Source organism: Hoeflea sp. Naph1, from assembly GCF_046837775.1.
Lineage (GTDB): Bacteria > Pseudomonadota > Alphaproteobacteria > Rhizobiales > Rhizobiaceae > Hoeflea.
In genome coordinates this window covers 4,266,440-4,279,987 of the sequence record NZ_CP177286.1, presented here as the reverse complement: position 1 = coordinate 4,279,987, position 13,548 = coordinate 4,266,440, and the positions used below count along the sequence as shown (strand labels likewise).

General features: G+C 60.9%; 16 protein-coding genes. 5 read left to right on the top strand and 11 right to left on the bottom strand.

Going from position 1 to position 13,548, the window contains the following annotated elements:
- Positions 1-93 precede the first annotated feature (93 nt).
- Positions 94-1,914, top strand: coding sequence for a DUF882 domain-containing protein (locus ACK6D9_RS20605; RefSeq protein ID WP_412049912.1), 1,821 nt, complete (start codon positions 94-96; stop codon positions 1,912-1,914).
- A gap of 213 nt (positions 1,915-2,127) precedes the next feature.
- On the opposite strand, the gene ACK6D9_RS20600 is transcribed toward ACK6D9_RS20605, so the two are convergent.
- The gene (locus ACK6D9_RS20600; protein ID WP_322988139.1) at positions 2,128-2,394 is read right to left on the bottom strand and encodes a DUF2312 domain-containing protein; all 267 of its coding nucleotides are present in this window, start codon (positions 2,392-2,394) and stop codon (positions 2,128-2,130) included.
- Between the two features lie 102 nt (positions 2,395-2,496).
- Positions 2,497-3,303, bottom strand: a complete 807-nt coding sequence (locus tag ACK6D9_RS20595) for an N-formylglutamate amidohydrolase (RefSeq protein ID WP_412049911.1) — start codon at positions 3,301-3,303, stop codon at positions 2,497-2,499.
- A 301-nt stretch (positions 3,304-3,604) separates the two neighbouring features.
- On the opposite strand from ACK6D9_RS20595, the gene ACK6D9_RS20590 reads away from it, so the two are divergent.
- Positions 3,605-4,000: a DUF1036 domain-containing protein gene (locus tag ACK6D9_RS20590; protein WP_322988141.1), complete on the top strand. Its 396-nt coding sequence runs from the start codon at positions 3,605-3,607 to the stop codon at positions 3,998-4,000.
- Positions 4,000-5,442: a pyruvate kinase gene (pyk, locus tag ACK6D9_RS20585; RefSeq protein WP_322988142.1), complete on the top strand. Its 1,443-nt coding sequence runs from the start codon at positions 4,000-4,002 to the stop codon at positions 5,440-5,442. The genes ACK6D9_RS20590 and pyk overlap by 1 nt, the downstream gene beginning before the upstream one ends.
- A 34-nt stretch (positions 5,443-5,476) precedes the next feature.
- Here pyk and ACK6D9_RS20580 read toward each other — a convergent pair whose 3' ends face one another.
- The 6 genes from ACK6D9_RS20580 to ACK6D9_RS20555 all read right to left on the bottom strand — a co-directional run bounded on the left by ACK6D9_RS20580 (position 5,477) and on the right by ACK6D9_RS20555 (position 9,394).
- Positions 5,477-6,508 (bottom strand): alpha/beta fold hydrolase, encoded by a 1,032-nt coding sequence (locus tag ACK6D9_RS20580; RefSeq protein WP_412051867.1) that lies wholly within the window; start codon positions 6,506-6,508, stop codon positions 5,477-5,479.
- Between the two features lie 102 nt (positions 6,509-6,610).
- Complete coding sequence (locus ACK6D9_RS20575; protein ID WP_412049910.1) at positions 6,611-7,234, bottom strand: hypothetical protein; 624 nt, start codon at positions 7,232-7,234, stop codon at positions 6,611-6,613.
- 70 nt (positions 7,235-7,304) lie between these two features.
- The gene (ykgO, locus tag ACK6D9_RS20570) at positions 7,305-7,430 is read right to left on the bottom strand and encodes a type B 50S ribosomal protein L36 (protein WP_267653833.1); all 126 of its coding nucleotides are present in this window, start codon (positions 7,428-7,430) and stop codon (positions 7,305-7,307) included.
- Positions 7,431-7,582: 152 nt separating this feature from the next.
- Complete coding sequence (locus ACK6D9_RS20565) at positions 7,583-8,677, bottom strand: 5-(carboxyamino)imidazole ribonucleotide synthase (protein WP_412049909.1); 1,095 nt, start codon at positions 8,675-8,677, stop codon at positions 7,583-7,585.
- On the bottom strand, positions 8,674-9,171 hold the full coding sequence (gene purE, locus ACK6D9_RS20560; protein WP_412051866.1) for a 5-(carboxyamino)imidazole ribonucleotide mutase: 498 nt from the start codon (positions 9,169-9,171) through the stop codon (positions 8,674-8,676). Before purE ends, ACK6D9_RS20565 begins: the two co-directional genes overlap by 4 nt.
- Positions 9,172-9,190: 19 nt before the next feature.
- Positions 9,191-9,394 (bottom strand): YdcH family protein, encoded by a 204-nt coding sequence (locus ACK6D9_RS20555; RefSeq protein ID WP_267653830.1) that lies wholly within the window; start codon positions 9,392-9,394, stop codon positions 9,191-9,193.
- Between the two features lie 216 nt (positions 9,395-9,610).
- Between ACK6D9_RS20555 and ACK6D9_RS20550 the strand changes: the two genes are divergently transcribed.
- Positions 9,611-9,787 (top strand): YdcH family protein, encoded by a 177-nt coding sequence (locus ACK6D9_RS20550; RefSeq protein WP_322988146.1) that lies wholly within the window; start codon positions 9,611-9,613, stop codon positions 9,785-9,787.
- A 149-nt stretch (positions 9,788-9,936) separates the two neighbouring features.
- On the opposite strand, the gene ACK6D9_RS20545 is transcribed toward ACK6D9_RS20550, so the two are convergent.
- From ACK6D9_RS20545 to ACK6D9_RS20535, 3 genes are all read right to left on the bottom strand, one after another.
- On the bottom strand, positions 9,937-10,194 hold the full coding sequence (locus tag ACK6D9_RS20545) for a metalloregulator ArsR/SmtB family transcription factor (protein ID WP_322988147.1): 258 nt from the start codon (positions 10,192-10,194) through the stop codon (positions 9,937-9,939).
- 113 nt (positions 10,195-10,307) lie between these two features.
- Positions 10,308-11,954 carry an acyl-CoA synthetase gene (locus ACK6D9_RS20540; RefSeq protein ID WP_412049908.1) on the bottom strand — a complete coding sequence of 549 codons (1,647 nt, stop codon included), beginning with the start codon at positions 11,952-11,954 and terminating at the stop codon, positions 10,308-10,310.
- A gap of 63 nt (positions 11,955-12,017) precedes the next feature.
- The gene (locus ACK6D9_RS20535) at positions 12,018-12,797 is read right to left on the bottom strand and encodes a sulfite exporter TauE/SafE family protein (protein ID WP_412049907.1); all 780 of its coding nucleotides are present in this window, start codon (positions 12,795-12,797) and stop codon (positions 12,018-12,020) included.
- A 92-nt stretch (positions 12,798-12,889) separates the two neighbouring features.
- On the opposite strand from ACK6D9_RS20535, the gene ACK6D9_RS20530 reads away from it, so the two are divergent.
- Positions 12,890-13,543, top strand: a complete 654-nt coding sequence (locus ACK6D9_RS20530) for a thiamine phosphate synthase (protein WP_322988150.1) — start codon at positions 12,890-12,892, stop codon at positions 13,541-13,543.
- Positions 13,544-13,548 lie beyond the last annotated feature (5 nt).

Below are 13,548 nucleotides of genomic sequence, written 5' to 3'. Positions count from 1 at the left end.
CAATGGTGGTGATTGCCATTGTGTCACCGCATTTGGGCACCAAAGGGTGGTCAATCACGGTTTTTCCGACGTTCGGGGACAGCATTGGCAACAGTGACATCAGTTTCAGGTCAGGTGATATCCGCGGGTTCTCCCGCGGCGCATGGTCGACGCGGCACGCCCGGTGGGGTGGTGTCGGTGTTGCTGCGGCTGGTATTGCTCGCGTTGATTGCGGTTTCCGCCGGATTGGCGACGACGCTTTCTGCCTCGGCTGAGACGCGGTCGCTCAAGCTGTATTACATCCATACCAAGGAAAAGGCCGAGATCGTTTTCAAGCGCAACGGCCGCTATGATCAGGCCGGGCTTACCAAGCTCAATCGGTTCCTGCGCGATTGGCGCCGCAACGAGCCGACCAAGATGGACCCGCGTCTGTTCGACCTTGTCTGGGAAGTTTACCGTCAATCCAATGCCAACGGCTATATCAACGTCGTCTCCGCCTATCGTTCGCCGGCCACCAACGACATGCTGCGCCGGACCCGTGGCGGGCAGGCCAAGAAAAGCCAGCACATGCTCGGCAAGGCCATGGATTTCTTCATCCCCGGGGTGAAGCTGTCCAAGCTCCGCGGTATCGCGATGAAACTTCAGGGCGGCGGTGTCGGCTATTATCCGAAATCGGGTTCGCCGTTCGTGCATCTCGATGTCGCCAGTGTACGGGCATGGCCGCGCATGAGCCGGCAGGAACTGGTTCAACTGTTCCCCAATGGCAAGACATTGCATCTTCCGCCCGACGGAAAGCCGCTGCCGGGCTATCAGGTGGCGTTGGCCGAATACAAAAAACGTGGTGGCGCCATCGCATCGTCGTCCTCGGGTGGTAGCAGCTCCAGCCGTTCAGGCGGCGGGTTGCTTGCGGCATTGTTTGGCGGCGGCGATGAGGATGAAGAACCAGAAGCAATCTCGGCGGCGCCAAAACCGGCGCCGGCGCCCGCTCGCACCGAAGTTGCTGCATTGCCCGGCGTTTCCGATTCAGCTGCGGCGATAACGCCGCCTGCGGCCTTGCCGAGCCTGCCTGCCAGTGCGCCAATACCTATGGCGCGGCCTGTGCTCGAGCAACCGACGGTGGTTGCAGCGCTTGTACCGCCGGCGCCGGTATTGCCCGCCCAGGAAGAGATCAACGCCTTCGTCGCAGCGGCTAATGCCGACGTGGCTGCGCCGCCAGAGGCAATTGTCGATTATTCCAAGATCCGTGCGCCGGTTCCGCAATTGCTGGCTGAACGTGCAGTCAAGCCCGAGCCTGCGGCTTCTGTTGAAGTTGCCGCGCTGTCTCAACCTGATCCGATTCAGGCGCGGATGCTTGCTGCAGCGGCGCTGCCGGTGGAAAAGCCGCAAGTCGTTCCACCTGTTGCTATTGTTCCGACACCTGAAAAGCCGGTTGCGGTTGCTCCGGCGCTTGCGCCAGTTGCGAAAACCGAAATTGCGGCATTGCCATCGGGTGAAGACTTCGTGCCCTTGCCGATCAGGCGGCCGGGCGATCGTCCGAATGACAGGGTGATGGCGCCAGCAGCGATCGAACTTGCGTCACTGGCTCCGGCTTCCGGCAAGCGCGGCGGTCGACCTTTGCCCGCACATAACGTGACCACCGCCAAGGGCGACCGGCCCACGGCGGCCAATGCTGCCGGGCAGCCACAGCGCGCCGCGATTCGAACCGAGCCGAAGCTGACGGAAACCATCATCTCGAGCTGGGCGCTGGCACAGGACCGGATGCAGACCATGCCGACGTCGCCGGGAAAAGCCCGTCATTTCGTGGCACAGCAGCTTCGCGCGGCCCCTAAGGTTGTCTATGCAAACGGTTTTGCACCGGGCGGCGGCGAGCTGCCGCACAACCAGTTCACCGGATCAGCAGTAAACTTCATTTCCGTGGCCCGCTTCGATAACTGACCGTGTGATGCATGGCGCACCGGCGGCAGCGCGCAGGGCGAGCCCTCGTGCATGTGGCGAGCCAGACACGTGTACTCCTTCACACGCTTTTGCAGCGTCCCTTGCGTATCCAATTGGATGCGCGGCGTACAGGGACTTGACGGCAAAAGGCCACCGTCTGAGACGGCGGCCTTTTGCTTCGATTAGATCTGTGTTGTCAGCCGAAGTGGCTGATCAGGTGGCGTCTTCAGGTTCGGGCGCCATGCCAAGCGCATGCAGATAGGTGTCGAGGATTGCTTCCTGCTCTGCCCGGTCGTTTGCATCCTGCTTGCGGATAGCCACGACCTTGCGCAGTACCTTGGCGTCAAAGCCGGTCGACTTGGCCTCGCCATAGACATCCTTGATGTCGTCAGAAATGGTTTTCTTCTCTTCTTCCAAGCGTTCGATGCGTTCAACAAAAGAACGAAGTTGGTCGCGGGCCACGGCGCCGGAATCAGACATGGGTCACTCCTAATACGGACAGGTGAGGGATCATTGATGTATGCGCTTCAAGTGCCCAAACGACGCCTTCGGGTCAAGGGTGTTTGCAGCTTTCCCGCTGATTTATCGAACCTGGGCAGGTCGCATTCGATCCAGGCTGGAGCCGTGATGGCGGATTTCGTGCATTTCCGGTCGGTTGTTGGTCGATGTCAGAATCGGGGCCAGACGCTCGACCCAGGCATCGATGCCGGCCTGTTCGGAAATCAGGTCCTGGCGGATCTCGATCAGGGCGTGAGCCAGCCCAGTGGTCGTGCAATGCTGGTGCATGGTGTCGCCGATAAGCGCGCCCTCATAGGGCTCGTTTTCGCCTACGACCAGCGCCGGATCGGCGCTCAGAAGGTCGATCAGTACCCGCAGCGCGCGGGGATCTGCATCCCACAGGACACCGGCGTGCCATGGCCGTGGTGTGCCCTTCCACACCGGGGTGAAGGAATGCATGGAAATGATCAGCGGGGCCTTGCCGGACGTGCGCGCGGTATCCGAAATCACCGACGAAACTGCATCGTGGTAGGGACGATGGTAGAGGTTTAGCCGGCGCTCCCGCTCTTTTGCGGCAAGCGGGTGATTGGCGGGGATAACCATGCCGTCCGACAGTTTCATGATCAGCGTCGGGTCGTCTTCGCCACGGTTGGGATCGATCAGCAACCGTGAAAAGCACGCCAGCACTGCAGGGACCCCGAGCCGAGCGGACAGGTCGCGGGTTACGCCCTCAACGCCGATGTCGTAGGCGATGTGCCGGGAAAAGGCTTCGGCGGGCAGGCCCAGATCGCCATATTCGGGCGGCACACGGTTCATGGCGTGGTCGGCGAGGATCACCAACCCGTGGCTGGGGTCGCCGGGAATGATCTCAAAAGGCTGAAAGCCGGACATGGCGGACCGCGGTGCTGTGTTGGAAGGGGACGGATTTGTCCGGACCAATTGCACAACCAGAGTCGCTGGGCAACCATTTGTCCTTGCATCTTCGGGGGGGATCCCCGAAAGCCCGGGCCTGAAAGGTTGTGAGCTTTGGCTTTAGTCCCGTGTCCTTCGTTGACTTTCACCGGTCCACAGCGCAAAAAGCAACACTTAAGCCATGAGCGGAGACTGACCGGATTTGATGTTTCGCAAGTTGCCCCGAGCCTATCTTTCCCTCACCAGATTCGCCGCACTGATTCCGCTGTTTGTTGGTGCCATGATGCTCGCATCGACGGATGGGGCGAGAGCGGATTTCCGTGTGTGCAACGGAACCCAGTCGCTGGTCGGCGGATCGATCGGTTACCGCACGGCAGAGGGCTGGGTGACGGAAGGATGGTGGCAGATTCCTGCCAATTCCTGCGCCACCCTGATCGAAGGCCAGCTGGGCTCGCGATACTATTACCTTTATGCCGAGGATGCGGGCGGCGGTGGCCGCTGGGCTGGCGATATCAACATGTGTGTCGCCGACAACGAGTTTCGGATCGTCGGCGTTGAAGACTGTTTCGCCCGCGGCTATCAGCGCGTGGGCTTCAAGGAATACGACACCGGGCGGCAAGGCAGCTGGATGGTCCAGCTATCGGATGCCCCGGAATCGCAAGAGAGCCAAAATTGATGCAGCGCCACCGTAAAGTAAAAATCCTCGCGACGCTCGGGCCGGCCTCGTCCGATGAGGCAATGATCCGGAAGCTGCATGAGGCAGGCGCCGATCTGTTCCGGATCAACATGAGTCACGCCAGTCACGATGTGATGCGGGCACTGGTTGGCCGTATCCGCGCAGTGGAGAAGAGTTGCGGTCGCCCAATCGGCATTCTGGCCGACCTTCAGGGCCCGAAGCTGCGCGTGGGCAAGTTTGCTGACGGTGCCGTGGCGCTGGACGCCGGGCAGAAATTCGTTCTCGACAGTCGCGACGAGCCGGGCGATGCAAATCGGGTTTTCCTGCCGCACCCTGAAATTCTCGAAGCGGTGCAACCCGGACACCGGTTGTTGATCGATGACGGACGGCTGCAGTTGGTAGCTGTCGAAACGGACAAGACGTCGATCACCTGCAAGGTGGTCAGCGGCACCAAGATTTCCGATCGCAAGGGCGTCAGCCTGCCCGACACCACGCTCGGTGTCGGCGCGCTCACCGAAAAAGACCGCGCCGATCTCGATGCGGTGCTCGCCATCGGTGACGATATCGACTGGGTGGCGCTGTCGTTCATCCAGCGCCCCGAAGATCTTGCCGAAGTGCGCAAGATCGCCCGTGGCCAGGTCGGGCTGATGTCAAAGATCGAGAAGCCGCAGGCGCTCGAACGGATCGACGAGATCATCGAACTATCGGATGCGCTGATGGTGGCGCGCGGCGATCTCGGCGTGGAAATGCCGATTGAATCCGTCCCCGGTATCCAGAAGCAGCTGATTCGCGCCTGCCGCCGCGCCGGCAAGCCGGTGGTGGTTGCCACCCAGATGCTCGAATCGATGATCTCGGCACCGGTTCCGACCCGTGCGGAAGTGTCGGATGTGGCGACAGCCGTTTTTGAAGGCGCTGACGCGGTGATGCTGTCGGCGGAATCGGCAGCCGGCGACTACCCGGTGGAAGCCGTGTCGACCATGGCGTCAATCGCCCGCAAGGTCGAACTCGACCCGAATTATCCGGGCATCATCTATGCCCAGCGCCCGCAGCCCGACGCGACCGGTGCCGACGCGATTTCGCTGGCAGCCCGTCAGATCGCCGAAACGCTCAACCTGTCGGCTGTGGTCTGCTACACCTCCTCGGGCACAACCGGTCTGCGCGCGGCGCGCGAACGGCCACAGGTGCCGATCATCGCACTCAGCCCTGTGATCCAGACCGCGCGGCGGCTGTCGGTCGTCTGGGGGCTGCATTGTGTGGTTACCGAGGATGCTACCGACCTCGACGATATGGTTGACCGTGCTTGCCGCATCACCTTCCGGGAAGGGTTCGGCAAGCCCGGGGACCGGATCATCATTTCGGCGGGCGTGCCGCTGGGAACGCCGGGATCGACCAACATGTTGCGGATCGCCTATATCGGCTCTGACGGCATGTCCGGGATCTGATCCGCTACCTCTCATAGCAAAAGGCGCGGGCCGCTCAGACCTCCGACGAGACCTCGCCCGGGCAAACGGCGTGGTCGCTGGCAAGCTGCGCTTCGGCCATCGCTGCGGCGGCTTGCAGATCAACGTCCAGTCCCGCCACCTTTTCGATCGCGCGGATCGCGAGTTCGGTGACGACGTGGTCTGGCTTGTGGCCAAGATTGCGGATCCACACCAGTTCGGCCCCTTCGATGTCGCGCGCCAGCCCTTCCGAATGGATGTGCGCCAGAACCACCGAATCACTGTCGCCGGTAACGATGGCGGTTGGCGTCTTGATCTCACGGTAGCGCGGTGACACCCGGCTCAGATAGGGTTTGAGGCCGGTGACGTCGATGGCGTTGTTGCGAAACGCCTGTGGCCTTAGCACCAGCGCCGGCGCGGTGATGTCGACATAGTCAGCGGGCTTTGGATTGGGTGCAAACACGCAAGCCGAACCGCTCTCCAGCCGCGTCAGGCCCGCCGGCAACGCCAGCGTATGGGCAAACAACGGTCCGACCAGCGGCAGGCTGGCGAGTTCGTAATACCAGCTTACGCCGCCGGGCCAGGGATGGGTCGCGGGTGCGAGGAAAACCAGACCAGCAGTCATTTGTGGATGGTCGAGCGCAAAGCTCGCAGCAATCGCGCCGCCGAAGGAATGGCCGATGATGATCGCTTTTGTCATTCCCTTGGCCTGCATGGCGCGGGCAATGGCGGAGGCCTGCCCGCCTGGCGTCTGATTTTCAGCGCCGCCGCGCTCGGACCAGCCATGGCCGGGGCGGTCGATGAATAGTATTTCAGCGCGCCCTTCCAAACCTGGCCTGAACGGCGCCATCTGATCGCGCAAATTTCCACTGGCACCATGAATGAACACCAAAGGCGGCAAGTCTGCCCGCTCCGGGAGGGGCACGTGCACGGCGTGCAGCGCGTAGCCGCCGACATCGACCATCTCGCCGATTGGCGGATACTGCGCTTCGATCTCGCGGGCCTTGATCCGGGTCCAGACCGCAAGGCCGGCAACCAGCAACACAAGGGTGGCAAGGAAATAGATCATCATGGCTCGGATCGGTTTTGGGAATGACATGCGGGACAGTGCTGTAAAGTGCGGAAGCCATAGGGGGTACGGAAATACCGACCGGAAAGTTTCAGGCGCGGGTCAGATTCTGGAGCCCGCCAACTTGTCAGCCAGTTCGCCAAGCTTCTGCTGCGCCTGGGGATTTGCCGGATAAACCGCTAGCAACTGCTCCCAGGCCCGCAGCGCCAGTGCATCGTTGCCGGTTTCCTCGAGGATTGCTGCCATACCGGCCAGGGCACCAAAATGCCTGGGTTCGAGCGACAGCACCCGGTTGATGTCTGCCATGGACTTGGATTGATCACCCATCATGAAATGCAGCGTGGCGCGCCGGTTCCAGCCCTCTGCGAAGTCGGGCATCAGCACCACGATCTGGTCGAGCAGGTCGAGCGCAAAGCCGTTCTTCTTCTCGGCGATTGCCTTGTCGGCCCATTGCAGCAGCAGGTTGGCCGTGGCACTCCCCGAATCGCGCCACTGCGCCCAGATGCGATCGCTGATGCGTTCGGCCTGCCCGGCGTCTCGCTCACGCTTGAGCTCGGCAAACAAGCGATCAAGCGCCGCAGCGGGCTCGGGGGCGAATTCAGATTGGGGGAAGGCGGGTTTGTCCGCTTCTGCCTGTGCTCGTGCCGACGTCGACAAGGGGCCAGCCAGCAGCAGCAGCAGGGCGGCGGTCAGCGAGAGCAGCTTTGGAAATGAAAAAAGGCGCATGCGGAAAGTTAGTCCGTCTGCGCCAAAGATCAAATGCAAATTTCAGTGATGGCACAAGCTGCCAGCAGCTTCAGCCCTGACGAGCCTTGAAGCGCGGGTTCTGCTTGTTGATGATGTAAACCCGGCCCTTGCGACGAACCAACTGGTTGTCACGGTGACGAGCCTTGAGCGCCTTGAGCGAATTTTTGATCTTCATTGTTCTGATCCGCGAGTTAACTGGCGATCCGAGCCGCCCATTCAATCAAAAACGCGCCAGCCATGGACGCGCTCATTCGGTTGTCTGCGATGTACCTGCTCGGGATTATGCTGTCAACTCCGCGGCAGCTTTTTCCCGGCTGAAACGGGGCTTCAACGCGTTGTCAGCGGGCTGATCCGGGTTACATGGCCCATCTTGCGGCCGGGACGGGCCTCGGCCTTGCCGTAGAGATGGATCAATGCATCGGGCTCTGCGGCAATCTTGGGCAGCCTGTCGATATCGGCGCCGATCAGGTTTTCCATCACGCAATCGGAATGACGGTCGGTATGGCCGAGCGGCAGCCCGGCGATGGCGCGGATATGCTGTTCGAATTGCGAGACCGTGCAGGCAGCCTCGGTCCAGTGACCGGAGTTGTGGACCCGAGGCGCCATCTCGTTGACCAGCAGGCGGTGGCCTTCGCCATCGCGAACGGCGAAGAACTCGACAGCGAACACACCGACATAATCGAGATGCCTGGCGATCAGTCCGGCAATGCGAAGTGCTTCGGCACGGGCCTGGGGCCCCAGTTGCGACGGCACGGTGGAGGTATGCAGGATGTGGTCGCGATGGATGTTCTCAGCGACGTCATAGGCCCGAACCTCGCCGGAGAGGCCGCGGGCTGCGACCACCGATACTTCGGATTCGAAATGCACGAAGGATTCGAGCACGGCCATCTGTCTGCGCATGGCCGCAAAGGCAGCGTCGGCGTCTTCGGGACGGACGATCTTGGCCTGTCCCTTGCCGTCATAGCCCAGCCGGGTGGTCTTCAACACTGCCGGCAAACCGGTAACAGCAATTGACCGGTCAAGCTCGGAGCGGTTGGAGACGGCAGCGAACAGGGCGGTTTCGGCGCCCAGCTCTGCGGCCATGGCTTTTTCCAGAAGCCTGTCCTGGGCAACCTTGAGCGCTTTCGAGCCAGGTCTGACCGGTACCCGCTGTTCAAGCCATTCGACCGCGGCGACCGGGACATTTTCGAATTCATAGGTGACGACGTCACAGAGCGCGGCGAGTTGTTCAAGTGCTTGCGGGTCATCATAGGCGGCAACAATCTGCCGATTGGCCATCTGGGCTGCGGGCGCATGTTCTGCGGGGTCGAGGATGACCGTCTGGTAGCCAAGCCGTCCGGCAGCCATTGCCAGCATGCGACCGAGCTGGCCACCGCCGATAATGCCGATCATCGCTCCGGGCGCGAGCGGGGCATCGTTCATGGCTGATCTTCCGGCTGTTCGGCCACGGCGTCGGTGCGGGCCTGCCGCCAAGCGTCGAGCCGTCCGGCCAGCGCTTCATCGGAGAGTGCGAGGACACTGGCGGCGAGCAGTGCCGCGTTAACTGCTCCGGCCCTGCCGATGGCGAGCGTGCCAACGGGAATGCCGGCCGGCATCTGAACGATCGACAACAAACTGTCCTGGCCTGACAGCGCTTTTGATTCGATCGGCACGCCAAATACCGGCAACGGCGTGAATGCGGCCGTCATGCCAGGCAAGTGGGCAGCGCCGCCGGCGCCGGCGATGATGACCTTGAAGCCCTGCTCACGGGCACCCTTGGCAAATGAAACGAGACGGTCCGGGGTGCGGTGGGCCGAGACGATCAGAGGCTGATGGGTGATTCCCAGCTCAGCCAGCGTCTCGGCGGCGTGTTTCATGGTCGGCCAGTCAGACTGGCTGCCCATAATCACGGCGACCAGCGGCGTTGGATTCTGCATCATGCTGGGCTCCTGCGGGTCAGGCAATAATGTCCGGGATGATCTGGTCTTCGATATTGGTGATCTTGTCTTTGATGACGAGCTTTTTCTTTTTCATGCGCTGGATGCGCAATTGGTCGCAGCCGGTCTGAATCATGGCGTTGATTGCGACGTCGTAATCCTCGTGCTCATGGCGCAATCGCGCCACAAGCATGCGAAGTTCCGCCTGTTCCTGGTCGCGCATTCACTTTCCCCGTCTCACACATCTGGCCGGCGCCGACGAGGCCCGACCGTTTTTGTCATTTCGGCGCTCCTACCACAGATTCAATGGTAACGGGAAGTTATCCCCATTCAAGAAATCGCCTTCGACAAACGCGCAGAGCCGTGGCACACTCGACAGTGTCAAGAAACCAGCGCTTCGGCGTTCCGGCGCCGGCGCTTTCTAACACAGGAGTTGCCCATGTCGATTGATGCCCATCTTGCATCGCTTGAAAAGAAGCACGGGGAATTGGAAGCCGAACTCCGTGCGGTACTCGGACAACCGTCGGTCCATGATCAGACGATCGCGAACATCAAACGCCGCAAGTTGCGCCTCAGGGACGAGATCAAACGTCTCCGCTCCGACACACAACACTGATCAGATTTACATGACCTCCCCATGACAGGGCGCGGGGAAAATCCCCGCCCCTCTATTTTTTTGCAATTATCGGAAAATGCAGGGCGGAAGCCTCAGCGACGGTCAATTCAGGCCGGATCACGCCGCTCTGGGGGTGCATAACTGAAACCTCAGCTCCAGAACTGATCGACCCAGAGATTGATGTGCATGAAGCCATCCAGCCTGACCGCATAGATGCGGCTGGTGCCCTGGCTCTTCACTGTGACCAGCCCGCTATCGAGAAGAGCCTTGAGATGCTGTGATACCGCCGGGCGGCTGATTGGAAGACCTTCAGCCAATTCATTGACAGTGCGCGGACGGCGGCGCAATTCCTCGAGAATATGGCGCCTGTTGGGGTCAGCGATAGCTTGGAACACATCTACTGTCATGAGCTCAGGCTATGCCATTGGCATTGGCCCGGCAAGCACTGATCCGCGCAACTATTGGCCGGCTGCGTGGGATGGAAATCTCACGACGAGGGAGTGCTGTTTACGGCATCAGGTCAGTCCGTCGACTTGAATTCATCGCGCAGCAGGAATTTCTGGATTTTGCCGGTCGATGTCTTTGGAATTTCCCGGAATATGACGGTTCGCGGGCATTTGAACCGCGCCAGCAGCACGCGGCAGTGCTCGATGACGTCGTTTTCGCTCAAGCTGTATCCCAGCCGCAGTTCGACAAAGGCGCAAGGGGTCTCGCCCCATTTGTCGTCAGGGCGCGCCACCACGGCAGCGGCCAAGATTGCCGGATGCTTGTAAAGCGCGTCCTCGACCTCGATCGAGGAAATATTCTCACCACCGGATATGATGATGTCCTTGGAGCGGTCCTTGAGCTGCAGATAGCCATCGGGGTGCATCACCCCGAGATCGCCTGAATGAAACCAGCCGCCGCGGAAAGCTTCGGCACTGGCCTCGGGGTTTTTCAGGTAACCCTTCATGACGATGTTGCCCCGGAACATTACCTCGCCGATGGTTTGTCCGTCAGCCGGGGTTTTCTGCATGGTGCCGGGATCCATTACAGCGAGATTTTCGAGTGCCGGGTAGCGAACGCCCTGGCGGGCCTTCTTGGTGATACGCGCACCGGGCTCAAGCGCTGACCATTCGGCCTTCCATTCATTGACGACCGCCGGCCCGTAGGTTTCGGTCAGGCCGTAAAGATGCACCACCTCGAATCCGGCCTCGGCCATGCCGGCAAGCACCGCTTCGGGTGGCGGCGCGGCGGCGGTATTGAAGCTGACGGTGTGAGAGAAATCCCTTTTTTCGTGATCCGGCGCGTTCAGCAATATCGACATGACAATCGGCGCTCCGCACAAGTGGGTGACACCATGCTCGGCGATGGCCTCGTACATCGCTTTGGCGCGGACCCAGCGCAAGCAGACATGGGTGCCGCCGACCACGCCGAGCGTCCAGGGGAAGCACCATCCGTTGCAATGAAACATCGGCAGCGTCCACAGATAGACCGGATGCGGGCCCATGCCCGAGGCGATGACGTTGGAATAGCCCATCAATGCCGCGCCGCGGTGGTGATAGACCACGCCCTTGGGGTTGCCGGTGGTGCCGGAGGTATAGTTGAGCGAAATCGAATCCCATTCGTCATCTGGCGCGGTGCGGGTGAAATCAGACGAGGCTGCGAGGATGAACGCCTCATAGTCATGCTGACCGATCGGCGGCCCCTTGGGAAATGGTGCGTCTTCGGGATATTCGGCGTCATCATAATCGATGACCACCGGTGAGACCTTGGCAAGCGCCAATGCTTCGGCCATCACCGCAGAGAATTCGCGATCGACGATCAGAACCTTGCAGTCGGCGTGATCCAGTTGGAACGCGATTGCCTGCGGATCGAGCCGGGTGTTGATGCAATGCAGCACCGCGCCGGTCATCGGGATGCCATGATGGGCTTCCAGCATCGCCGGTGTGTTTGGCAGCATTACCGAAACCGTATCGCCCTTGCCGATTGCCAAGGCTGCGATCGCATTGGCCAGTCGTTTCGAGCGCTCCAGGAACACGCGATAGGTCACCCGCATCGCGCCATGGATGATCGCTATATGGTCGGGATGAACCAATGCTGCACGTTCAAGATGCGCCAGCGGCGTCAGCGGCTGGTAATTGGCTTCGTTGCGGTCAAGGTCGGTTTCGTAAGGGTTGCTGCTCAAGGGAAGATCCAGTGCCGGTCTGATCGCGATTTAACCGCATCAAATCATCTGGACGGCCATTTGTCATCCAGCCAGTAAGCGCGTGACGCCGTCCCAGATCAGTTTCAGCGATGTGAGAAACACCATCAGGTACATGAACGGGTAAAATATCTCGGGCCGCATGCGCTTGACGATGAAGACACCGGCCAAGGTAGCCACCGGGGCCAACGGCGCCAATACCAGCGAGGTCGACAGATTGGTCATGTCGAACTGACCGAGTGCGAAATAGGGTGCGAGCTTGACGGCATTGACGACGGCAAAATAGTGAACACTGGTGCCGGTGTAGGTCTTCGGATCTTGCTTCAGCGGTAAGGCGTAGATTTGATAGGGCGGGCCGCCGGCATGGGAAACAAAGCTGGTGAAGCCTGACAGGGTGCCCCAGAACAGTCCTAGCAGCGGCCTATGCCCCTCTACGGGTGGTGGGCTGTCGTTGCGCCGGGCAATCATGTTGGTGCTGACAAAGCGGGTAACGAACAGCAGCGCCACGACGCCGACGATCAGGCGGATCATCGGGTTGGTGACCCAGGCGGCCGTGGCCCAGCCGATGGTGATGCCGACGATCGCACCGGGCAACATGATGAAAAGCGTTCTGTTGTCCTTGTGGCCGCGCCAGCTCCATAGGCTGACCATGTCCATGACAATGATGATCGGCAACAAGATTGCCGCGGTCTGGACCGGCGGAATTGTTAGCGCCATCAGCAGTACGCCAAGCAGCGCCAAGGCGCCGCCAAATCCGCCTTTGGACAGCCCGATCATGATGACCGCGGGAATTGCCGTGGCATAGAAGAACGGGTCGGTCATCATCGGGGCAGTTGATCCTTGTGCCGAGCCGGTCTATCCCGTCTGCAATTGTTTGGCCATAACGGTCTTCAGCGCCGTTTGCGATAGGATATCTCATGACCGACCTCACCAATCGCTGCCGTCTGGTTCTTGTAACGCCCGATATTGCCGATGCAAACGAACTCGCCGGAATTGTCGAGGGCGCCCTGCGCGGCGGCGATGTCGCTTCGGTGATCATTCCGCAGCACGGACTTGACGAAAAGAGCTTTCAAAAACGGTGCGAAGCCCTGCTGCCGGTCATCCAGGCGGCGGGCGCTGCCGCCCTTATTGCCGGCGATACCCGGGTTGCCGGCCGGGTTCGCGCCGACGGCCTGCATATCGAGGCCGGGCCGCAAGCGATGATGGAGGCTGTCAAACAGCATGCGCCTGGCCTGATCGTCGGCGGCGGCAATGCGCGCGAACGGCATTCGGCGCTGGCGATTGGCGAAGCGCAGCCGGATTACGTCATGTTCGGGTCGATCAGCGGCGACATCAAGCCCGAGCCACATCGCAAGAACATCGCACTGGGGGAATGGTGGGCCGACATGATCGAGCTGCCATGTGTGGTGATGGGCGGAACCAGTACTGCATTCGTGGAGGAAATGGCACAAACCGGGGCTGAATTCATCGCCTTTGGGCAGGCGGTGTTTTCCGATCCGGCGAATGCGCCGCGCGTGGTTGCGGAAATCAATGCGGTGCTTGACGAAAAAGCGCCACGGTTCGGGCGATAATGCGC